The 22,557-nt window shown below is 70.4% G+C and carries 15 protein-coding genes; 10 read left to right on the top strand and 5 right to left on the bottom strand.

Annotated elements, in window-relative coordinates; all coding sequences use genetic code 11:
* Positions 1-199: 199 nt before the first annotated feature.
* The 6 genes from mtrA to M8H82_RS21320 all read left to right on the top strand — a co-directional run bounded on the left by mtrA (position 200) and on the right by M8H82_RS21320 (position 7,815).
* Complete coding sequence (gene mtrA / locus M8H82_RS21345) at positions 200-889, top strand: two-component system response regulator MtrA (protein ID WP_187283109.1); 690 nt, start codon at positions 200-202, stop codon at positions 887-889.
* 1 nt (position 890) lies between these two features.
* Positions 891-2,951 carry an MtrAB system histidine kinase MtrB gene (gene mtrB, locus M8H82_RS21340; RefSeq protein ID WP_250076421.1) on the top strand — a complete coding sequence of 687 codons (2,061 nt, stop codon included), beginning with the start codon at positions 891-893 and terminating at the stop codon, positions 2,949-2,951.
* A complete protein-coding gene (locus M8H82_RS21335; RefSeq protein WP_250076420.1) occupies positions 2,941-4,782 on the top strand; it encodes an LpqB family beta-propeller domain-containing protein in 1,842 nt (613 codons plus the stop codon). Before mtrB ends, M8H82_RS21335 begins: the two co-directional genes overlap by 11 nt.
* Before the next feature lie 188 nt (positions 4,783-4,970).
* Entirely contained in the window at positions 4,971-5,861 is an 891-nt protein-coding gene (locus M8H82_RS21330) for a ComF family protein (RefSeq protein ID WP_250076419.1), read from the top strand.
* 312 nt (positions 5,862-6,173) lie between these two features.
* Positions 6,174-6,866 carry a ribosome hibernation-promoting factor, HPF/YfiA family gene (gene hpf, locus M8H82_RS21325; RefSeq protein WP_374211681.1) on the top strand — a complete coding sequence of 231 codons (693 nt, stop codon included), beginning with the start codon at positions 6,174-6,176 and terminating at the stop codon, positions 6,864-6,866.
* Between the two features lie 202 nt (positions 6,867-7,068).
* Entirely contained in the window at positions 7,069-7,815 is a 747-nt protein-coding gene (locus M8H82_RS21320) for a response regulator transcription factor (RefSeq protein WP_250076418.1), read from the top strand.
* A gap of 6 nt (positions 7,816-7,821) precedes the next feature.
* Here M8H82_RS21320 and M8H82_RS21315 read toward each other — a convergent pair whose 3' ends face one another.
* Positions 7,822-8,994, bottom strand: coding sequence for a winged helix-turn-helix domain-containing protein (locus tag M8H82_RS21315; RefSeq protein WP_250076417.1), 1,173 nt, complete (start codon positions 8,992-8,994; stop codon positions 7,822-7,824).
* A gap of 52 nt (positions 8,995-9,046) precedes the next feature.
* Positions 9,047-9,619 (bottom strand): GNAT family N-acetyltransferase, encoded by a 573-nt coding sequence (locus M8H82_RS21310; RefSeq protein WP_250076416.1) that lies wholly within the window; start codon positions 9,617-9,619, stop codon positions 9,047-9,049.
* A gap of 267 nt (positions 9,620-9,886) precedes the next feature.
* Between M8H82_RS21310 and secA the strand changes: the two genes are divergently transcribed.
* Positions 9,887-12,733, top strand: coding sequence for a preprotein translocase subunit SecA (gene secA, locus M8H82_RS21305; RefSeq protein WP_250076415.1), 2,847 nt, complete (start codon positions 9,887-9,889; stop codon positions 12,731-12,733).
* A gap of 249 nt (positions 12,734-12,982) precedes the next feature.
* On the opposite strand, the gene M8H82_RS21300 is transcribed toward secA, so the two are convergent.
* Complete coding sequence (locus M8H82_RS21300) at positions 12,983-13,519, bottom strand: Rv3235 family protein (protein WP_250076414.1); 537 nt, start codon at positions 13,517-13,519, stop codon at positions 12,983-12,985.
* Between the two features lie 328 nt (positions 13,520-13,847).
* Between M8H82_RS21300 and M8H82_RS21295 the strand changes: the two genes are divergently transcribed.
* From M8H82_RS21295 to M8H82_RS21285, 3 genes are all read left to right on the top strand, one after another.
* Positions 13,848-14,363 (top strand): hypothetical protein, encoded by a 516-nt coding sequence (locus M8H82_RS21295; RefSeq protein WP_250076413.1) that lies wholly within the window; start codon positions 13,848-13,850, stop codon positions 14,361-14,363.
* 81 nt (positions 14,364-14,444) lie between these two features.
* A complete protein-coding gene (locus M8H82_RS21290; protein WP_250076412.1) occupies positions 14,445-15,110 on the top strand; it encodes an HAD family hydrolase in 666 nt (221 codons plus the stop codon).
* Positions 15,111-15,600: 490 nt separating this feature from the next.
* Positions 15,601-20,535 (top strand): NAD-glutamate dehydrogenase, encoded by a 4,935-nt coding sequence (locus M8H82_RS21285; protein WP_250076411.1) that lies wholly within the window; start codon positions 15,601-15,603, stop codon positions 20,533-20,535.
* An 85-nt stretch (positions 20,536-20,620) separates the two neighbouring features.
* Here the strand turns inward: M8H82_RS21285 and M8H82_RS21280 are convergent, their stop codons facing one another.
* Together M8H82_RS21280 and M8H82_RS21275 are read right to left on the bottom strand one after the other, a co-directional pair.
* Positions 20,621-21,475 carry an ABC transporter ATP-binding protein gene (locus M8H82_RS21280; protein WP_250076410.1) on the bottom strand — a complete coding sequence of 285 codons (855 nt, stop codon included), beginning with the start codon at positions 21,473-21,475 and terminating at the stop codon, positions 20,621-20,623.
* Complete coding sequence (locus M8H82_RS21275; RefSeq protein WP_250076409.1) at positions 21,468-22,394, bottom strand: ABC transporter permease; 927 nt, start codon at positions 22,392-22,394, stop codon at positions 21,468-21,470. The genes M8H82_RS21280 and M8H82_RS21275 overlap by 8 nt, the downstream gene beginning before the upstream one ends.
* Positions 22,395-22,557 lie beyond the last annotated feature (163 nt).

Below are 22,557 nucleotides of genomic sequence, written 5' to 3'. Positions count from 1 at the left end.
GGCAGCGGTCAGGACAGCAGCGGTGATGATCTTGCGCGCGGGCACGGGAACCACTGGGATCATCAAGGGGCACGGCCCGCTCGGGGCCGTCACCCGCGCGCCCGGTGGGGCCAGGGCAGACAGTGACGGCTCGGTACGACTATCGTCACAGGCCAGTGACCTCGCTCACCAGCGACCCGGTCACTGTTACGAGAATGGGATGATGTCGTTTATGAAGGGACGAGTCCTTGTCGTCGACGACGACACCGCACTGGCCGAGATGCTCGGCATCGTGCTGCGTGGTGAAGGTTTCGAGCCGTCTTTCGTAGCCGACGGCGACAAGGCGCTGGCCGCTTTCCGTGAGGCCAAGCCCGATCTGGTGCTGCTCGATCTGATGCTGCCCGGACGGGACGGCATCGAGGTCTGCCGTCTGATCCGGGCGGAGTCGGGCGTACCGATCGTCATGCTCACGGCCAAGAGCGACACCGTCGATGTCGTCGTGGGCCTGGAGTCGGGCGCGGACGACTACATCGTGAAGCCGTTCAAGCCGAAGGAGCTGGTCGCCCGGATCCGGGCGCGGCTGCGGAGGTCGGAGGAGCCGGCGCCGGAGCAGCTCGCCATCGGCGACCTGGTCATCGACGTGGCCGGCCACTCCGTGAAGCGGGACGGGCAGTCGATCGCGCTCACCCCGCTGGAGTTCGATCTGCTGGTCGCGCTCGCGCGCAAGCCGTGGCAGGTGTTCACCCGCGAGGTCCTGCTGGAGCAGGTGTGGGGGTACCGGCACGCCGCCGACACCCGGCTGGTCAATGTTCATGTACAGCGGCTGCGGTCCAAGGTCGAGAAGGACCCGGAGCGGCCGGAGATCGTGGTGACCGTCCGTGGTGTCGGTTACAAGGCGGGACCGAGCTGACATGTCCGGTGACAGTGCCGCTTCGGCGCCCGGCCGGTCCGGGGCTCGCGGGGGGCGGCCTGTCGGCCGGGGGACGGCAGGCTCCCGTTGGCGACGGTTCCTGGAGAGCGGGTTGCTCCAGGGCGGGGTTCAGGGCAGTCCGGTCCTCCGGTTGTTCATGCGCTGGGTGCGCCGGCCGCTGCTGCCCGTCATGCGGCTGTGGCGGCGCAACCTCCAGCTCAAGGTCGTCGTCACGACCCTGCTGATGTCGCTGGGCGTGGTCCTGCTGCTGGGCTTCGTGGTCATCGGACAGGTGCGCAACGGCCTGCTGGACGCCAAGGTGAAGGCCTCGCAGAGCCAGGCCACCGGCGGTTTCTCCGCGGCCAAGACCACGGCCGACGAGGCAGGCGCTGCCGGGCCCGGCGACGACGGCACCGCGACGGACGGCCGCTCCGACCAGAACGTCATCCAGTGGATGAGCGACCTGGTGGAGCAGCTCTCCAGCGGCGGCCAGGGCGCCTTCGAAGTGGTGACCCTGCCCGCGGGCGGGGACAGCGGCGGCGGACGCGGTCCGCGCGCCTCCAACTACGTCGACCCGACCGCGAGCGTGCCCGAGAACCTGCGCGAGCGCATCGACAGCAGCACCGCGGCGGCCCAGAGCTACACCCGCATCATCTACAACGCCGACAAGGAGTCCCAGCCGGCCCTCGTCATCGGCAAGCAGGTCAACGACCCCAACGGCGACCCCTACCAGCTGTACTACCTCTTCCCGCTCACGCAGGAGGAGAAGTCGCTGAGCCTGGTCAAGGGGACGCTGGCGACCGCCGGGCTCTTCGTCGTCGTACTCCTCGGCGCCATCGCCTGGCTGGTCGTGCGGCAGGTGGTCACGCCGGTGCGGATGGCGGCCGGGATCGCCGAGCGGTTGTCCGCCGGGCGGCTCCAGGAGCGGATGAAGGTCACCGGCGAGGACGACATCGCGCGGCTCGGCGAGGCCTTCAACAAGATGGCGCAGAACCTGCAGCTGAAGATCCAGCAGCTGGAGGACCTGTCGCGGATGCAGCGGCGGTTCGTGTCCGACGTGTCGCACGAGCTGCGGACGCCGCTGACGACCGTACGGATGGCCGCCGATGTGATCCATGAGGCGCGGGAGGATTTCGATCCGGTGACCGCGCGGTCGGCGGAGCTGCTGGCCGATCAGCTGGACCGGTTCGAGTCGCTGCTCGCGGATCTGCTGGAGATCAGCCGGTTCGACGCGGGTGCGGCGGCGCTGGAGGCCGAGCCGATCGATCTGCGCGAGGTCGTGCGGCGGGTCGTCAGCGGGGCCGAGCCGCTCGCGGAGCGCAAGGGCACGACGATCCGGGTGGTGGGCGACCAGCAGCCCGTCGTCGCCGAGGCGGACGCCCGGCGGGTGGAACGGGTCCTGCGCAACCTCGTGGTCAACGCCGTGGAGCACGGCGAGGGCAAGGACGTCGTCGTCAAGCTCGCCTCGGCGGGCGGGGCCGTCGCGGTCGCGGTGCGCGACTACGGCGTCGGGCTCAAGCCCGGCGAGGCCACGCGCGTGTTCAGCCGTTTCTGGCGGGCCGACCCGGCTCGCGCGCGTACCACCGGCGGAACGGGTCTGGGGCTGTCCATCGCCCTGGAGGACGCCCGGCTGCACGGCGGCTGGCTCCAGGCCTGGGGCGAGCCGGGCGGCGGCTCGCAGTTCCGGCTGACGCTGCCGCGGACCGCGGACGAGCCGCTGCGGGGCTCCCCGGTACCGCTGGAGCCGAAGGACTCGCGCCGCAACCGCGGCCTCGACGACGCCGGTCTCCCGCGCGGGGAGAAGAGCGCGACCGTCCCGGCACAGCAGACGGGCGAACAGGCGGCCGCGATGGCCTCCCGGGACCCGCTGGCCCAGCGGCTGAACGGAGCGGCCCCCACGGCCGATCCGACGGCGCTGCCCGGCAATGGCGCGCGCGTGGTGCCGCGGCCCGCATCGGGCCCGCGACGACAGGACGACGCGCCCGCCGGTGAGCGAGCGCGCGAGGACGCCGGGCCGGCCGAGGGCCCGAGCAGGCAAGGGGAGGCATTCCGTGGGCGCTGACCGCGTGGGGGGCGCCCGGCGCAGGCCGGGGCGCGCGGCGGCGTCCGCCGCCTGTGGCGCCGTACTGCTGGCGGGGTGTGCCTCGATGCCCGACAGCGGGGATCTGAGCGGGGTGGACTCCACCGCGCGGCAGGACACCCAGGTGCGGGTCTTCGCGATGCCGCCCTCCGAGGACGCCACGCCCACCCAGCTCGTCCAGGGTTTTCTGGAGGCGCTGACCAGCGACGATCCGAACTATGAGATCGCCAGCCAGTACCTGACCGAGGACGCGGCGAAGACCTGGCGGCCCACGACGGGCACGACGGTCCTCGCGGACGGTCCGGACGCCTTCGAGCTGCCCAGGTCACGGGGGCGGGAGGGGGTCAGGGAGACCTCGTTCGCGTTGAGCGGCGCCAAGATCGCCACGGTGGACGAGCAGCAGTCGTACGCGCCGGCGGACGGGGTGTACGAGTCGCTGCTGCATCTGACCCAGGACCCGAAGACCAGACAGTGGCGCATCGGCAGGCTGCCCCAGGGCGTCGTCATGGGACAGGGCGACTTCGAGCGCAACTACACGTCGGTCAACAAGTACTACTTCGCCTCGAACACGGTGGCCGGCGGCAGCGGTCGGACGGCGGCGGTCGCCGATCCCGTCTACGTCCGTGAGCGCGTCGATCCGATGAAGCAGATGGTGCGTTCCCTGCTGAACGGGCCCACCACCTGGCTCAGCCCGGTGGTCAGGACGAGCTTTCCCACCGGCACCGCGCTGCAGAAGGGTGTCACCACGCTGACGCCCGACGAGCAGAACAAGCTGACCGTCCCGCTCAACGGCAGGGCGGCCCGGGTCGGCCTGAGCAAGTGCACCGAGATGGCCGCCCAGCTGCTGTTCACCCTGCGCAGCCTCACTCCCTCGCTGGAGGAGGTCGAGCTGGAGTCGGGGGGCAAGCATCTGTGCTCCCTCACCGAGAAGGCATCCGAGGGCACGGCCGCGCGCGGGTCCACGGAGCACGTCGAGTACCTGTACTACGTCGACGACAAGCACCGGCTGGTGCGGATGGCGGCGGCCGAGGACGGCGCCCGGACGCCGGAGCCGGTGCCCGGCGCGCTGGGTGAGGGGAACACGCAGCTGCGGTCCGTGGCGGTCTCGCGCGAGGAGCGGATGGCGGCCGGGGTCGGCGTGGAGGGCAAGGAGCTGTACGTCGGCTCGCTGGTGTCCGGCGGGTCGCTCGGGGACCCGGTGCTGCGCAGTACCGGCAAGACGGCCGAGGACCGGCTGACGACGCCGAGCTGGGACTCCCGGCACGACCTGTGGGTGGCCGACCGCAACCCCGAGGACCCCCGGCTGCTCCTGCTGGAGAACGGCGCGGGCGAACCGGTCGAGGTGCAGACCCCGGGTCTCGACGGGCGCATCGAGTCGGTACGGGTGGCCGCGGACGGGGTGCGGATCGCGCTCGTCGTCGCGAAGGGCGACACCTCGGCCCTGCTCATCGGGCGGATCGAGCGGGAGAACAAGCCGGGCGAGGACCGGCCGGTCGTGACGGTGCAGGAACTGCGGTCCGCGACGCCGGAGCTGGAGGAGGTCACCACCGTGTCGTGGGCGGGTGACAGCCGGCTCGTGGTGGTCGGGCGCGAGCAGGACGGTGTGCAGACGGTGCGGTACGTCCAGGTCGACGGATCCACTCCGGAAGGGCCGGTCCCCGCCGCGCTGACCGGGGTCGAGGAGATCGCCGCGGCAGAGGACGACCGGTTGCCGCTGGTGGCGTACTCGGAGGACGGCATCGTGCGCCTCCAGGCCGGGGCGCAGTGGCAGAAGGTCGTGACGGACGGGACCGCGCCGGTCTATCCGGGGTGAGTCCCCGCCCGCCCGAGGAGTACGACGGCCGCTTCCGACGGAGGCGGCCGTTTCCCTTTCCGGAAAGGCCCCTCGCGGTCTTCGCCACGCGCTTTTCCGGCTGTGCGCAGGTCGCCGTCCCGGGGTTATCCACAGGCGGTTATCCACAGGGGTGGCCGGTGGGCGCCCCGGTTGGCACAGTGGAGGGCATGCGGGGGTGGTGGCAGGACCTCACGGATCTGGTGCTGCCGGCCGAGTGCGGAGGCTGCGGGAGGCCTCGTGCGGTGCTCTGCCCGGAGTGCCGTACGGCCCTGAGCGGGGCCGCACCGCGCCGGGTCCGACCGGTGCCGGAGCCGCCCGGGCTGCCCGTGGCGTACGCCGCGGCACCGTACGCGGACGAGGTGCGCGCCGCCCTGCTGGCCCACAAGGAGCGGGGCGCGCTGGCCCTGGCGGCGCCGCTCGGCGTGGCGCTGGCGGGGGCCGTGCGGGCCGGGCTCCGCCAGCCGTCGGGGGCGGACCAGTGGCCCGCACCGGTGCTGCTGGTGCCCGTGCCGTCGGCGCGGCGGGCCGTGCGGGCGCGAGGGCATGACCCGGCGCGGCGGATCGCGCTCGCCGCGGCGGCCGAGCTGCGGCGGACCGGGACCGCCGCGCGGGTACTCGCCGTGCTGCGGCAGCGGCGTGCCGTGGCCGATCAGTCGGGGCTCAACTCCCGGCAGCGGATGGACAATCTGGCCGGTGCGCTGCGGGTGGCGCCGGGTGGGGAGCGGCTGCTGGGCGGTGGCTCGGTGGTCCTCGTCGACGACTTGATGACGACCGGCGCCTCCCTGGCGGAGGCGGCACGCGCGGTACGGGAAGGGGCGGCACTCGTGCGGACGGCATCGCTCGATGCGGTACGGCCGGTTGGCCGCGGTGATGAGGCGAACGCGGTGTGCGGAGCGGTAACTCGGGAAGACAGAGAGGAACGAAGGACGGGAGTGATGGCCGAGGGGGTACGGATGCCCGGAGTGCCGGGCAACGCGGGCGGCATCCGCGCAGGTGAGGTGCTGTGCGCGGCCGTCGTCGCGGCTCCGCCGGACGCTTTCGAAATAAACCGGAACTGACTGTGAACTTGCATCGTTGCAGGTAATGAGAGGAGCAATTCACCTGAACGGAGGTATGCCGCTGTAGAGGGTGACGACATCCGTCCGGGCGAGATATGTTCGGTTGTGAGAGAAAGGCGCAGGCCATCCCTCTCATATCTGAATGCCGTGCTGCGGGTTTTCCGTATTCACCCGAGCCGGTGGGGTGGAGATCTTGCCCGTGGGGGAGGAGGAGGTGGACGTCACCGAGTCCGAGGCTCCGGGAAGCGGAGCCTGGTGCAAAAGGGAGATGCTCCGCCGCTGGAGCGGAGCGATCCGGGAACGGAGTTCTGCGTGGACATCGTCGTCAAGGGCCGCAAGACCGAGGTGCCCGAGCGGTTCCGCAAGCACGTGGCCGAGAAGCTGAAGCTGGAGAAGATCCAGAAGCTCGATGGCAAGGTGATCAGCCTCGACGTCGAGGTGTCCAAGGAGCCCAACCCCCGACAGGCCGACCGCAGTGACCGAGTGGAGATCACGCTCCGCTCCCGCGGTCCGGTGATCCGGGCGGAGGCGGCGGCCAGCGATCCGTACGCGGCGCTGGACCTGGCGGCGGAAAAGCTGGACGCGCGGCTGCGCAAGCAGCACGACAAGCGCTACTCACGGCGAGGCGCGCGCCGGCTGACGGCGGCCGAGGTCCCCGACCACGTCCCGGGCGCGGCGACCCTCAACGGGAACGGCCACTCCTCCCAGGACGAGGATTCGGACGGCGTCCCCACCAAGAAGATCGGCTCGCTGGAAGTGAAGGGCGAGGGACCCCTCGTCGTTCGCGAGAAGACGCATGTCGCCTCCCCGATGACCCTGGACCAGGCCCTCTACGAGATGGAACTGGTCGGGCACGACTTCTACCTGTTCATCGACTCCGAGACCAAGGAACCGAGTGTCGTCTACCGGCGGCACGCCTACGACTACGGAGTCATCCACCTCAACACGGACCCCATGGTCACTGAGGGGGAGAGCCAGGCGGCCGGTGGCACGCTGGGCGGCTGAGCCACCCTACTGAGAAGCGAGCGGGTGCCCCTGGAGCGCGTGTGCGCCCCCAGGGGCACCGGTGTGCGACCACTTCGCGCCCCGCTCTGTCACCGCGCTGTCGTCCGGGCATGGAATCATGGCCGCACCGGCCCAACCGGTGGGCCGCTGCCTTGGGTTGGCGATGGCACCTGACCAGCCACAGCCTTCAGGGGGAGGAACGATGGCGGACACCTTCGGACCGATGCGGGACGCGGATGCCGACGGCAGTGTCGTCGGCATGGGCCCGGACACGGGCTCTCCACGCAAGGAGCCGATCAGAGTCCTCGTCGTGGACGACCACGCCCTCTTCCGGCGCGGCCTGGAGATCGTGCTCGCGGCCGAGGAGGACATCCAGGTCGTCGGGGAGGCGGGCGACGGCGCCGAGGCCGTGGACAAGGCCGCCGACCTGCTGCCCGACATCGTGCTGATGGATGTGCGGATGCCCAAGCGGGGCGGGATCGAGGCCTGCACCTCCATCAAGGAGGTGGCACCCAGCGCGAAGATCATCATGCTGACGATCAGCGACGAGGAGGCCGACCTCTACGACGCGATCAAGGCGGGCGCGACCGGCTATCTCCTCAAGGAGATCTCCACCGACGAGGTCGCCACCGCCATCCGCGCGGTGGCCGACGGCCAGTCGCAGATCAGCCCTTCGATGGCGTCGAAGCTGCTCACCGAGTTCAAGTCGATGATCCAGCGGACGGACGAGCGCCGACTGGTGCCGGCGCCGCGGCTGACCGACCGCGAGCTCGAGGTCCTCAAGCTGGTCGCCACGGGCATGAACAACCGCGACATCGCGAAGGAGTTGTTCATCTCCGAGAACACCGTGAAGAACCATGTGCGCAACATCCTGGAGAAGCTGCAGCTGCACTCCAGGATGGAGGCCGTGGTGTACGCGATGCGGGAGAAGATCCTCGAGATCCGGTAGCCGGGGTCAGGCCGGCAGCCCGCTGAGCGCGCGGACCAGGGGCTCGCGCAGCTCCGGGGCATCGACCCGCTCCACGCGTACGTCCGTGCAGTCCACCCAGCTTGCCGCCTCCACCAGGGCCTGGGCCACCGCCGGGACCGCCTTCGGGCCGTCCAGGGTGACCTGCCTGGCCACCAGCGTGCTTCCCTCGCGGGCCGGGTCCACGCGGCCGACGAGCCGGCCGCCCGCCAGGACCGGCATCGCGAAGTAGCCGTAGACGCGCTTCTGGCGGGGGACGTAGGCCTCCAGGCGGTGGGTGAAGCCGAAGATCCGCTCGGTGCGTGCCCGCTCCCAGATCAGGGAGTCGAACGGGGACAGCAGAGTCGTGCGGTGCCGCCCGCGGGGCGGCGTGGCCAGCGCCTCCGGGTCCGCCCAGGCGGGCTTGGCCCAGCCTTCGACGGTGACCGGGACCAGGCCGGAGTCCGCGATCACCGCGTCCACCTGCTCGCCCTTGAGGCGGTGGTAGTCGGCGATGTCCGCGCGGGTGCCGACGCCGAGGGACCGGCCGGCCAGCCGGACCAGGCGGCGCAGGCACTCGGTGTCGTCGAGCTCGTCGTGCAGCAGGGCGGCCGGGACGGCGCGCTCCGCCAGGTCGTACACGCGCTTCCAGCCCCGGCGTTCCACGCAGACGACCTCGCCGTACATCAGGGCGCGCTCCACGGCGACCTTCGAGCCGGACCAGTCCCACCAGTCGCTGGTCTTCTTCGCACCGCCCAACTCCGTCGCGGTGAGTGGGCCTTCGGTGGTGAGCTGCTTGATCACCTGGTCGTAGACGCCGTCGGGGAGGTCGTGGTGCCAGTGCGGGCGGCTGCGGTAGGCGCGGCGGCGGAAGGCGAAGTGCGGCCACTCCTCCACCGGCAGGATGCAGGCGGCGTGCGACCAGTACTCGAAGGCGTGCGTGTCCTTCCAGTAGGCGTCCTCGACGGTCTTGCGGCCCACCGCGCCCAGGCGGGCGTACGGGATGAGCTCGTGGGAGCGGGCCAGCACCGAGATGGTGTCGAGCTGGACCGCGCCCAGATGACGCAGGACACCGCGGACGCCGGATCTGCGGTCGGGGGTGCCGAGCAGGCCCTGAGCGCGCAGGGCGATGCGGCGGGCCTCGTCTGCCGAGAGCTCGGTGCTGGGGCGCGGGGTCGTCATGGTCCGCACGATAGGGGGTGGCACTGACAGTGGGCGATGAGCAGCGGGTTTCTCAGCTCCTCGACGGCACGTACGGCGCCGTGGACGCCAGGCCCAGGTCCGACGGGAGGAGCGAGCCGACCCAGCAGTCCCGTCGTACGCCCTTGTTGTTGATCGCGGAGCGCAGGGTGCCCTCGATAGTGAAGCCGGTTCGTTCCGCCACCGCGCGGGAGGCCGTGTTGCCGACCTCGGCCCGCCACTCCACGCGGTCGACGCAGGCCGCGGTGAAGGACCAGCGGGCGGCCGCCAGGACCGCCTCGCAGGTGTAGCCCTTGCCACGGTGCTCCTTCGCAGTCCAGAAGCCGATCTCGGCCACCCCCAGGGCGCGCATCGTCAGGCCGAGCATGCCCGCCAGGTCCTCCCCGTCGCGGAGGAAGGCGCCGAAGGTGAACATGCTGCCGTCCGCCCAGCCGTCGGGGGCCAGTTGTTCGGTGAAGCTTCTGGCGTGCTCGGGGAGGTAGGGCGAGGGGATGGTGGTCCAGCGCTGGATGTCGGGGTCCTGGACGGCGCGGTACACGGCGTCGGTGTCGTACGGGCCGACCGTGCGCAGCAGGAGGCGGTCGGTGGTCAGCGTCACGGGGTCCATCGGGCGATTCTGCTCGCGCGCGGCCGCGGACGCCAAGTATGTGCCGTGCGTGAGCGGCCGATCACAATTCGCGTAATTCGCCGCACCGCACGGCACCATCCGCGGCGCCCGTCCGTTGTCCCTTCCGAAGAGATGTGCAGCGGCGGGCGGTCGCCGTCTCGGCAGGCCTCCCGGCGTGGCGGGGTCCTCGCATACGATGGCCGTTGCTCAGTCAAGTCAAATGGAAACCGACCGTCCCAGGCCCGACCGGCAAGGAGACCAACCCCCGTGTCCGTCCTTTCCAAGCTCATGCGTGCAGGCGAAGGCAAGATCCTGCGCAAGCTGCACCGCATCGCGGACCAGGTCAACTCCATCGAAGAGGACTTCGTCGACCTCTCCGACGCCGAGCTGCGGGCCCTCACCGAGGAGTACAAGCAGCGGTACGCCGACGGTGAGACTCTCGACGACCTGCTCCCCGAGGCCTTCGCCACCGTCCGCGAGGCCGCCAAGCGCGCCCTCGGCCAGCGTCACTACGACGTGCAGATCATGGGCGGCGCCGCCCTCCACCTCGGCTACGTGGCCGAGATGAAGACCGGTGAGGGCAAGACCCTCGTCGGCACCCTGCCCGCGTATCTGAACGCGCTGTCCGGCAAGGGCGTCCACCTCATCACGGTCAACGACTACCTGGCCGAGCGCGACTCCGAAATGATGGGCCGCGTCCACAAGTTCCTGGGCCTGGAAGTGGGTTGCATCCTTGCCAACATGACGCCGGCCCAGCGTCGCCAGCAGTACGCCTGCGACATCACCTACGGCACGAACAACGAGTTCGGCTTCGACTACCTGCGCGACAACATGGCGTGGTCCAAGGACGAACTCGTCCAGCGCGGCCACAACTTCGCCATCGTCGACGAGGTCGACTCCATCCTCGTCGACGAGGCCCGTACGCCGCTGATCATCTCCGGCCCGGCCGACCAGGCCACCAAGTGGTACGGCGACTTCGCCAAGCTGGTCACCCGCCTGAAGCGGGGCGAGCCCGGCAACCAGCTCAAGGGCATCGAGGAGACCGGCGACTACGAGGTCGACGAGAAGAAGCGCACCGTCGCGATCCACGAGTCCGGTGTCGCCAAGGTCGAGGACTGGCTGGGCATCGACAACCTCTACGAGTCGGTGAACACGCCTCTGGTGGGCTACCTGAACAACGCCATCAAGGCCAAGGAGCTCTTCAAGAAGGACAAGGACTACGTCGTCCTGGACGGCGAAGTCATGATCGTCGACGAGCACACCGGCCGTATCCTCGCCGGCCGCCGCTACAACGAGGGCATGCACCAGGCGATCGAGGCGAAGGAAGGGGTGGACATCAAGGACGAGAACCAGACGCTCGCCACGATCACCCTGCAGAACTTCTTCCGTCTCTACAAGCGCCACGACCACGACGGCAAGGAACAGCCCGGTCTGTGCGGCATGACCGGTACGGCGATGACCGAGGCCGCCGAGTTCCACCAGATCTACAAGCTCGGCGTGGTGCCGATCCCGACGAACCGGCCGATGATCCGCAAGGACCAGTCGGACCTGATCTACCGCACCGAGGTCGCGAAGTTCGAGGCGGTCGTCGACGACATCGTCGAGAAGCACGAGAAGGGCCAGCCGATCCTCGTCGGCACGACGTCGGTCGAGAAGTCCGAGTACCTCTCGCAGCAGCTCAGCAAGCGCGGCGTGCAGCACGAGGTGCTGAACGCCAAGCAGCACGACCGTGAGGCGATCATCGTCGCCCAGGCCGGCCGCAAGGGCGCCGTGACCGTGGCCACCAACATGGCCGGCCGCGGAACCGACATCAAGCTCGGCGGCAACCCCGAGGACCTCGCCGAGGCGGAGCTGCGCCAGCGCGGCCTCGACCCCGAGGAGCACATCGAGGAGTGGGCCGCGGCGCTGCCCGCCGCTCTGGAGCGGGCCGAGAAGGCCGTGAAGTCCGAGTTCGAGGAGGTCAAGGAGCTCGGTGGGCTCTACGTCCTCGGCACCGAGCGGCACGAGTCGCGCCGTATCGACAACCAGCTGCGCGGTCGTTCCGGCCGTCAGGGCGACCCGGGCGAGTCCCGCTTCTACCTGTCGCTGGGCGACGACCTGATGCGCCTGTTCAAGGCGCAGATGGTCGAGCGCGTGATGTCGATGGCGAACGTCCCGGACGACGTGCCGATCGAGAACAAGATGGTCACGCGCGCGATCGCGTCCGCGCAGTCGCAGGTCGAGCAGCAGAACTTCGAGACCCGCAAGAACGTCCTGAAGTACGACGAGGTCCTCAACCGCCAGCGTGAGGTCATCTACGGCGAGCGCCGCCGCGTCCTGGAGGGCGAGGACCTGCACGAGCAGGTGCAGCACTTCATGGACGACACCATCGACGCCTACGTCACGGCGGAGACCGCCGAGGGCTTCGCCGAGGAGTGGGACCTGGACCGGCTGTGGGGCGCCTTCAAGCAGCTCTACCCGGTGAAGATCACCGTCGACGAGCTGGAGGAGGCGGCCGGTGACCGGGCCGGCCTGACCGCCGAGTTCATCGCCGAGTCCATCAAGGACGACATCCACGCCCAGTACGCGGAGCGCGAGGCGCAGCTCGGCTCCGAGATCATGCGCGAGCTGGAGCGCCGGGTCGTGCTGTCGGTCCTGGACCGCAAGTGGCGCGAGCACCTGTACGAGATGGACTACCTCCAGGAGGGCATCGGCCTGCGCGCGATGGCGCAGAAGGACCCGCTGGTCGAGTACCAGCGCGAGGGCTTCGACATGTTCACCGCCATGATGGAGGGCATCAAGGAGGAGTCCGTCGGCTACCTGTTCAACCTGGAGGTCCAGGTCGAGCAGCAGGTCGAGGAGGTCCCGGTCGAGGACGCCGCGCCGACTCTGCAGAAGAGCCCGCAGGACGCGGTTCCCGCCCAGACGGGCGGGCGTCCGGAGATCCGCGCGAAGGGTCTGGACGCCCCGCAGCGGCGGAACCTGCACCTCTCCGCGCCGACCGTCGACGGCGCCGGCGGCACCGTCGAGCGTGACTGGTCCGACGACGAGGAGCCGGTGCGCTCCGAGGCGGACGGCCTCACGCGCGCGGAGCGCCGCAAGCAGGCGCGTGGCGGAAAGCGCCGCAAGAAGTAGTTTCGCAGCGCCCGTGAGGGCGTCTCAGCGGCCGCGAAGGGCCGGGTCACCGTTCGGGTGCCCGGCCCTTCGGCATGAGACCTCCCCATGGATCCTGTCGGCCCCGGAGCCCCGCGGCGGCCTTGGTCGTCCGTCCCTGGGCGGGCCCTGTTCCGGGCGGAAGGCCATGGCGCGCGGGCGGTCACCGACGCCGATGCGGGCGAAGGCCTCACGGGTCCCGCCGGTCCCTTGAGCCCTGGGACGGTGGTCTCAGTCGTCGTCCCTGTGGGGTCGGGCAGGGCCGCCCAGCTCCACCGCCGTGCAGCGCCAGCGCAGGTCGCGGCCCTGTTCCAGGCGGAAGGCCATGGCGCGCAGGCGGTCGCCGGCGCCGATGCGGGCGAAGGCCTCGATGGCACCCGGGGAGGGCACGTAGTAGCCGATGTCCCGGATCACCGGGCGGCTGCCGGGCGTGCCGCGGGAGGTGCGCAGGGGGCCGAACTCGGCGAGCCAGGCCAGATCGTCGTAGGCGCGGCCGGCGGTGTGGCGGAGCATGCAGTGGACCGGGCGCTGTCCGCTCAGGACGGCGAGCAGCCGGTCGGCGAAGACATCGGTGGGGCGGGGCTGGGGGACGGCCGGGGCGACGGGACGGCGCGGAGTCTGGGGCGGTACGACGTGGACCGCCTGCTCGGTGCCGCGCCCGCCGGCCGGGGTCCGGTGGACCGGGGTGCCGCCGGGGCGGCGGGAGTCGCGGCGGACCGGCGGGCGGGCGCCGGGGTGGTTCCTCGCCCGCGTCATGACCTTGTTCATGGGTGCCCCCGTCGGGTCGGCCCGGAATTACCGAGCGGTAACTTTGTGGTTGGGGATCTTGTACGGGCTGCCGCGCGGGGCAGCAAGCGGCGGTGGGCGCGCGTCGGGGGGCCCGGAATGTTCACCTATCCGGATGACCCCGGGGGTGGCCGGGCCCATGGGCGCGGGGGCGGGCCGGGTGAGTCCCCGGACGGGGGTGGACGGCCCCGGAGGGGCGGGCAGGGGCTCGAAAGGGGACGGCCGCACGTATCCTGAAGGCCCTTCGGGAGGTGCGGGAACGCCCTCCCCGGGACTGTTGCGGAAGCCTCCGACCCGAAAGCGGCCAGCCATGCGCGTCTACGTCCCCCTGACCCTTCCCGGTCTCGCCGAGGCGTACAAGACGGGCGAACTGGCGGGCGGGCCGCTGCTCGCCTACGCCGTCACGCCCGCGCTGCGCGAGTGGTACCTCTCGGACGACATCGAGGAGTTGGAGTACGCGGCGCTGAACCGGGCCGCGCTCGCCTCGCTGCGGCTGCTGGCGGCGGACTCCAAGGCGACGCGGCGACGCGTGGTGGTCGCGGTCGACGTGCCCGACGGCGCGGCGACGGCCGACCCCGACCGGGGCCTCGACCCTTCGGCGCTCGGCGAGGTGCGGGTCGCGCAGGCGGTGCCGCTGGCGAAGGCGGCCTCCGTGCACGTCGACGCCGGTGACGCGGAGGCGGATGTGGCCGCCGCGGCGCAGGCGCTGGCGGCGGCGGACGGCGGGGACGACGACGCCCAGTTCACCGTGGACGGGGCCGAGGACCACGAGCTGCTGTGGTTCGCGACGCAGGAGATCCCGAATCTGGTGGGGCTCGCGGGATAGCGGAGGTCCGCGGTCTGCGGCTCACCCCGACTTGACCAGCGGTTCTCTTGATTGTCAGTGCGGGCGGGTACGTTTTTGGGCATGGGGATGCGAACAGGGGCGCACATCGTCTGGGACTGGAACGGGACGCTGTTCCATGACAACGACGCGATCATCGGGGCCACGAACGCGGCCTTCGCCGAGCTGGGACTCGAGCCGATCACGATCGAGCAGTACCGGTCGCTGTACTGCGTACCGGTGCCGAAGTTCTACGAGCGGTTGCTCGGAAGGCTGCCGACCGACACCGAGTGGGAGGTCATGGACGCGACCTTCCACCGGTACTACACCGAGCACCGGGTGGGGTGCGGGCTGACCCCGGGGGTCACCGAGCTGCTCGCCGGCTGGGGGGCCGGCGGGCGCAGCCAGTCGATTCTCAGCATGTACGGGCACGACGACCTGCTGCCGCTGGTGCGGGGCTTCGGGATCGACGCGTACTTCATACGGGTGGACGGACGCACCGGGCCTTCCGGCGGGAGCAAGGCCGAGCACATGGTGCGGCATCTGGGGGCGCTGGCCGGGGTGGACCCGGCGCGGACCGTGGTGATCGGGGACGCGGCAGACGACGCCGTGGCGGCCCTGCACGTGGGGGCGCGGGCCGTGCTGTACACCGGCGGGTCGCACAGCCGGGCCAGCCTGGAGGGGGTCGGCGTACCGGTCGTGGACACGCTGGACGAGGCCGTCGCCGAGGCGGAGCGGCTGGCGTCGTGAGCCGGGGCGCGACGCCGGGGTCAGGCCGGGCCCGGGAGGAGACCGGCGTCCCGAGGGCCCCGCGCCGAACCGGCGGGCGCCCGCACTGTGCATAACGTCAAACTTCCACCCCCGGTTTTGTACACATACGGCTCATGACGGGTCCCCGGTAATCAGCGATAGCCTGGTGGCGTGATCAGCGCGATAGCTCGCGGGGGCAAAGCCGCCCCTGCCCTGCGCCCGGTGAGCACGGATGACATCCGTGGCCGGGCGGCGATCGCTGATCCTCGCGGGCGGACGACGGCGCGCAACCCCTCGGTTAGGGCACTGCGGAGAGCAGTGTCACACCCGACGGCCGTGCCGATTTTGGCTGATATCCCCCCGCTCATCTCACCTCGCGGCATAGCGTCGAAGCAGACCGGACACCCCGCGTCGCGACGTTACGCCGGAGGGCACGAGACCGTACTTCCTTCTACGTCACGCAACGGCGCGCGACAGGAGCCAGAGGACAATGCAGACCAAGCTGGACGAAGCAAAGGCCGAGCTGCTCGAGAGGGCCGCCCGGGTAGCTGAGAACAGCCCGGCCGGGGGGCACCTACCGACTGGGACCACGGGCGAGGCCACCCCGGACCGGGACACCGTGCTCTCGTTCCTCCAGCGTTACTACCTGCACACGGCCCCGGAGGACCTCACCGACCGCGACCCGGTCGATGTCTTCGGAGCCGCCTTTTCGCACTACCGGCTGGCCGAGACCCGACCGCAGGGTACGGCCAATGTGCGGGTCCACACCCCGACGGTGGAAGAGAACGGATGGACATGCAGCCACTCCGTGGTCGAGGTCGTCACCGACGACATGCCCTTCCTCGTCGACTCCGTCACCAATGAACTGACCCGTCAGGGACGGGGCATCCACGTCGTCATCCACCCCCAGGTCGTGGTCCGCCGCGATGTCACCGGCAAGCTCGTCGAAGTGCTCACCGTTCCGCCGGCCCCCGGCGAGCGCCCGCACGACGCGCACACCGAGTCCTGGATCCACGTCGAGATCGACCGCGAGACCGACCGCGCCGACCTGAAGCAGATCACCGCCGACCTGCTGCGCGTCCTGTCCGACGTCCGCGAGGCCGTGGAGGACTGGGAGAAGATGCGGGACGCCTCGATCCGGCTCTCCGAGAGCCTGGGCGAGGAGCACGTCCCCGGCGATCTGCCCGGACCGGAGGTCGAGGAGGCCCGCGAGCTGCTCCAGTGGCTCGCCGCCGATCACTTCACCTTCCTCGGCTACCGCGAGTACGAACTGCGCGCCGACGACTCGCTCGCCGCCGTCCCCGGCACCGGCCTGGGCATCCTGCGCTCCGACCCGCACCACGCCGGTGAGGAGGCCCACCCGGTCAGCCCCTCCTTCGAGCGGCTGCCCGCCGACGCCCGCGCCAAGGCCCGCGAGCACAAGCTGCTGGTGCTCACCAAGGCCAACAGCCGCGCCACCGTCCACCGGCCGTCGTACCTGGACTACATCGGCGTCAAGAAGTTCGACGCCGAGGGCAATGTCGTCGGCGAGCGCCGCTTCCTCGGACTGTTCTCCTCCGCCGCCTACACGGAGTCCGTGCGCCGCGTCCCCGTCATCCGCCGCAAGGTCGCCGACGTGCTCAAGCGCGCCGGGTTCTCGCCCAACAGCCACGACGGACGCGACCTGCTCCAGATCCTGGAGACCTACCCGCGCGACGAGCTCTTCCAGACGCCCGTCGCCGAGCTGCAGTCGATCGTCACCAGCGTCCTGTACCTCCAGGAGCGGCGGCGCCTGCGCCTCTACCTGCGCCAGGACGAGTACGGCCGCTACTACTCCGCCCTCGTCTACCTGCCCCGCGACCGCTACACCACCGGCGTCCGGCTGCGGATCATCGACATCCTGAAGGAGGAACTCGGCGGCACCAGCGTCGACTTCACCGCCTGGAACACCGAGTCGATCCTGTCCCGGCTGCACTTCGTGGTCCGGGTCCCGCAGGGCACCGAGTTGGCGCAGCTCAGCGACGCCGACAAGGAGCGCATCGAGGCCCGTCTGGTCGAGGCCGCGCGCTCCTGGGCCGACGGCTTCGCCGAGGCGCTCACCGCCGAACTCGGCGAGGAGCGGGCCGCGGAGCTGCTGCGCCGCTACGGCAACGCCTTCCCCGAGGGCTACAAGGCCGACCACACCCCCCGTGCCGCGGTCGCCGACCTCGTCAACCTCGAAGAGCTCGGCGACCAGAAGAACTTCGAGCTCAGCCTCTACGAGCCGGTCGGCGCCGCCCCCGAGGAGCGCCGCTTCAAGATCTACCGCAAGGGCGCGGCCATCTCCCTGTCCGCCGTTCTGCCGGTGCTCAGCCGGCTCGGCGTCGAGGTCGTCGACGAACGCCCCTACGAGCTGCGCTCCTCGGACCGCTCGGTCGCCTGGATCTACGACTTCGGCCTGCGCATGCCGAAGTTCGCGGGCGGCGGCACCGACTACCTCGGCGACGACGCCCGGGAGCGGGTCCAGGAGGCCTTCGCCGCCACCTGGACCGGACAGGCCGAGAACGACGGTTTCAACGCCCTCGTGCTGAGCGCCGGGCTGACCTGGCGGCAGGCGATGGTGCTGCGCGCGTACGCCAAGTACCTGCGCCAGGCGGGGTCCACCTTCAGCCAGGACTACATGGAGGACACCCTCCGCAACAACGTCCACACCACCCGGCTGCTGGTCTCCCTGTTCGAGGCGCGGATGTCCCCGGACCGCCAGCGCGCCGGACACGAGATCGTGGACGCCCTGCTGGAAGAGCTCGACGCGGCCCTCGACCAGGTGGCGAGCCTGGACGAGGACCGCATCCTGCGGTCCTTCCTCACGGTCATCAAGGCGACGCTGCGCACCAACTTCTTCCAGGAGGCCGCCGGCGGCCGCCCGCACGACTACGTCTCCATGAAGTTCGACCCGCAGGCCATCCCGGACCTGCCGGCGCCGCGTCCGGCGTACGAGATCTGGGTGTACTCGCCCCGGGTCGAGGGCGTGCACCTGCGCTTCGGCAAGGTCGCGCGCGGCGGTCTGCGCTGGTCGGACCGGCGGGAGGACTTCCGGACCGAGATCCTCGGCCTGGTGAAGGCGCAGATGGTGAAGAACACCGTCATCGTGCCGGTCGGCGCGAAGGGCGGGTTCGTCGCCAAGCAGCTGCCGGACCCGTCGGTGGACCGGGACGCGTGGCTGGCCGAGGGCATCGCCAGCTACAAGACGTTCATCTCGGCGCTGCTCGACATCACCGACAACATGGTGGCCGGCGAGGTCGTGCCGCCCGCCGACGTGGTGCGCCACGACGACAACGACACCTACCTGGTGGTCGCCGCCGACAAGGGCACCGCGACCTTCTCCGACATCGCCAACGAGGTCGCCGAGCAGTACAACTTCTGGCTCGGTGACGCCTTCGCCTCCGGTGGCTCGGCCGGTTACGACCACAAGGGCATGGGCATCACCGCCCGCGGCGCCTGGGAGTCCGTCAAGCGGCACTTCCGGGAGCTGGACGTGGACACCCAGAGCGAGGACTTCACGGTCGTCGGCATCGGTGACATGTCCGGTGACGTGTTCGGCAACGGCATGCTGCTCAGCGAGCACATCCGGCTGGTGGCCGCCTTCGACCACCGGCACATCTTCATCGACCCGAACCCGGACGCGGCGACCTCCTACGCCGAGCGCCGCCGCCTGTTCGAGCTGCCGCGCTCCAGCTGGGCCGACTACGACACCGAGCTGATCTCGGCCGGTGGCGGCGTCTTCCCGCGTACCGCCAAGGCGATCCCGGTCAACGCGCACGTCCGCGAGGCGCTCGGCATCGAGGGCAAGGTGTCGAAGATGACGCCGGCCGACCTGATGAAGGCGATCCTCCAGGCGCCGGTGGACCTGCTGTGGAACGGCGGCATCGGTACGTACGTCAAGGCGTCCACCGAGTCGAACGCCGACGTCGGCGACAAGGCCAACGACGCCATCCGCGTGGACGGCGCCGACCTGCGGGTCAAGGTCGTCGGCGAGGGCGGCAACCTGGGTCTGACCCAGCTCGGCCGGATCGAGTTCGCCCGGAACGGCGGCAAGATCAACACCGATGCCATCGACAACAGCGCGGGCGTGGACACCTCCGACCACGAGGTGAACCTCAAGATCCTGCTCAACAGCCTGGTCACGGACGGCGACATGACCGTGAAGCAGCGCAACAAGCTGCTCGCGGAGATGACCGACGAGGTCGGCCGGCTGGTGCTGCGCAACAACTACGCGCAGAACACGGCGATCGCCAACGCGCTGGCCCAGTCCAAGGACATGCTGCACGCCCAGCACCGGTACATGCGCCACCTGGTCCGCGAGGGCCACCTGGACCGCGCCCTGGAGTTCCTGCCCACCGACCGCCAGATCCGTGAGCGGCTCGGTGCCGGAGACGGTCTGACCGGTCCGGAGACGGCCGTGCTGATGGCGTACACGAAGATCACGGTCGCCGAGGAGCTGCTGCACACCTCGCTCCCCGACGACCCCTATCTGCGCGGACTGCTGGACACGTACTTCCCCAGCGCGGTGCGCGAGCGGTTCCCCGAGCACATCGACAGCCACCCGCTGCGCCGGGAGATCACCACGACCGTGCTGGTCAACGACACGGTCAACACCGGCGGTACGACCTATCTGCACCGGCTGCGCGAGGAGACCGGTGCCTCGCTGGAGGAGATCGTCCGGGCGCAGACCGCGGCCCGCGCGATCTTCCGCTCGGCGCCCGTGTGGGACGCGGTCGAAGCCCTGGACAACCAGGTCGAGGCCGCCGTGCTCACCCGGATCCGGCTGCACTCGCGCCGCCTGGTCGAGCGCGGCACGCGCTGGCTGCTCAACAACCGTCCGCAGCCGATCCAGCTCTCCGAGAACGTCGAGTTCTTCGGTGAGCGGGTCGAGCAGGTGTGGCAGCAGCTGCCCAAGCTGCTGCGCGGCGCGGACCTGGAGTGGTACCAGCAGATCCACGACGAGCTGACCGCCGCCGGTGTCACCGGTGAACTCGCCACGCGCGTGGCCGGTTTCTCGTCCGCCTTCCCGGCGCTCGACATCGTCTCGGTGGCCGACCGCATGGGCAAGGAGCCGCTGGACGTCGCCGAGGTCTACTACGACCTCGCCGACCGGCTGCGGATCACCCAGCTGATGGACCGCATCATCGAGCTGCCCCGCAACGACCGCTGGCAGTCCATGGCCCGCGCCTCCATCCGCGAGGACCTCTACGCGGCCCACGCGGCGCTGACCTCGGACGTCCTCGCGGTCGGCAACGGCTCCTCCACCCCTGAGCAGCGCTTCGAGCGGTGGCAGGAGAAGAACGCGGCGATCCTGGGCCGGGCGCGCACCACCCTGGAGGAGATCCAGGGCTCGGAGACGTTCGACCTCGCCAACCTGTCGGTGGCCATGCGGACGATGCGCACGCTCCTGCGGACGCATTCGTAGGCAGCAGGCGGTACGACGAACAGGGCGCCCCGGGCCGGAGAAGGCTCGGGGCGCCCTGCGCGTCGTTCGAGTGCCGCCGCGGAAGCTACACGGCGACCGTGGCCTTCGGCTTCGGCTTCGGCTTGGCCTTGGGCTTCTTGTCGCCGGTGAAGGCCTCGTACTCCTTGAGGACGTCCTCCGTGGGTCCGTCCATGCGCAGTTCGCCGCGCTCCAGCCACAGCACGCGGTCGCAGGTGTCGCGGATGGACTTGTTGTTGTGGCTGACCAGGAACACCGTGCCCGCGTGCTTGCGCAGTTCGCGGATCCGGGCCTCGGAGCGCTTCTGGAAGGAGCGGTCGCCGGTGGCGAGGGCCTCGTCGATGAGCAGGACGTCGTGGTCCTTGGCGGCGGCGATGGAGAAGCGGAGCCGGGCGCCCATGCCGGAGGAGTAGGTGCGCATGGGCAGGGTGATGAAGTCGCCCTTCTCGTTGATGCCGGAGAAGTCGACGATCTCCTGGTAGCGCTCCTTGATCTGCTCGCGGGACATGCCCATGGCGAGGCCGCCGAGGAAGACGTTGCGCTCACCGGTCAGGTCGCCCATCAGGGCCGCGTTCACGCCGAGCAGGGAGGGCTGGCCGTCGGTGTAGATGGCGCCGTTCTCCACCGGCAGCAGGCCCGCGACCGCCTTGAGCAGGGTGGACTTGCCGGAGCCGTTGGTGCCGATGAGTCCGATGGCCTCGCCCTTGCGGGCGACGAAGGACACGTTCCGCACGGCGTGCACCGTGCGCACGCCGGACGCCCTCTCGGTCTGTTTGCGCCGCACGATGCGGTTGAGGGCGGCGGTGGCGGAGCCGCGGCCCGCGCCGGTGCCGTTGACGCGGTAGACGATGTCGACCCGGTCCGCGATGACGGTGGGGGTCGGTTCGCTCGGGTTCTCAGGGTTTGCAGGGGTCTCAGCCACGGCCGTACGTCTCCTCAGCCTTCCAGAAGTAGATGAAACCGCCGACTCCGGCGAGCAGGGCCCAGCCGGTGGCGAGCGCCCACACGTGCGGCGGGAGCTGGCTTCCGTGGAAGCTGTCGATCAGGGCGAAGCGCATCAGGTCGATGTAGACGGCGGGCGGGTTGGCCTGGAGCACCGGGCCCACCCAGGCCGGCCAGTCACCGTGCTTGGCCAGCAGGTGGTCGATGCTCCACATCACGCCCGAGGTGTACATCCAGGTGCGCAGCACGAACGGCATCAGCTGGGCGACGTCCGGGGTCTTCGCACCCACCCGGGCCATCATCAGCGAGACACCGGCGTTGAAGGTGAACTGGAGCACCAGCACCGGCAGGGCGAGCAGCCAGGAGGCGGCGACCGGCACGCCGAAGGCCAGCAGGATGACGACCAGGGCGCCCATGGAGAACAGCAGCTGCTGGAGCTGCTGGAGGCAGAAGGAGATCGGCAGCGCGGCCCGCGGGAAGTGCAGGGCGCGCACGAGACCGAGGTTGCCGGAGATGGCGCGGGTACCCGCGAGGATCGAGCTCTGGGTGAAGGTCCAGATGAACACGCCGGTGACCAGGAACGGCACGTAGTCCGGCACGCCGTCCTTGGTGCCCAGCAGCACACCGAAGATCAGGAAGTAGACGGCCGCGTTCAGCAGCGGGTTCATCACCTGCCAGAGCTGGCCGAGCTTGGCCTGGCTGTACTGGGCGGTCAGCTTGGCCGTGGAGAACGCGGCGATGAAGTGTCGCCGGTCCCAGAGCTGGCGGACGTACTCGGGCAAGGTGGGGCGGGCACCGCTGACCGAGAGGCCGTGGCGGGCGGCGAGGGCCGCGAGGTCGACATCGGCAGGGGTCGTCGGGGCCGTCGTCGGGGGCGGTGTGTCGAGGACCTGGCTCACATCCGCTGCTTTCGCTCGGGGGGTGGGGGTGCGCGGTCCGGGGCCCGGCGTTCGCCACCGGACGCTTCCTGTTCGCTTACGTCGGGACGGGATGCTTACGTCGGGACGGGACCGTATCGTCGCAACGCGAGCGTAGGCCGAATCGACGTCGGAACGCAACCGT

Source organism: Streptomyces sp. YS415, assembly GCF_023544665.1.
In the GTDB taxonomy this organism is placed as follows: Bacteria; Actinomycetota; Actinomycetes; order Streptomycetales; family Streptomycetaceae; genus Streptomyces.
Note: the sequence above shows the minus strand (reverse complement) of the source record. Positions and strands in the feature narration are given on the sequence as shown.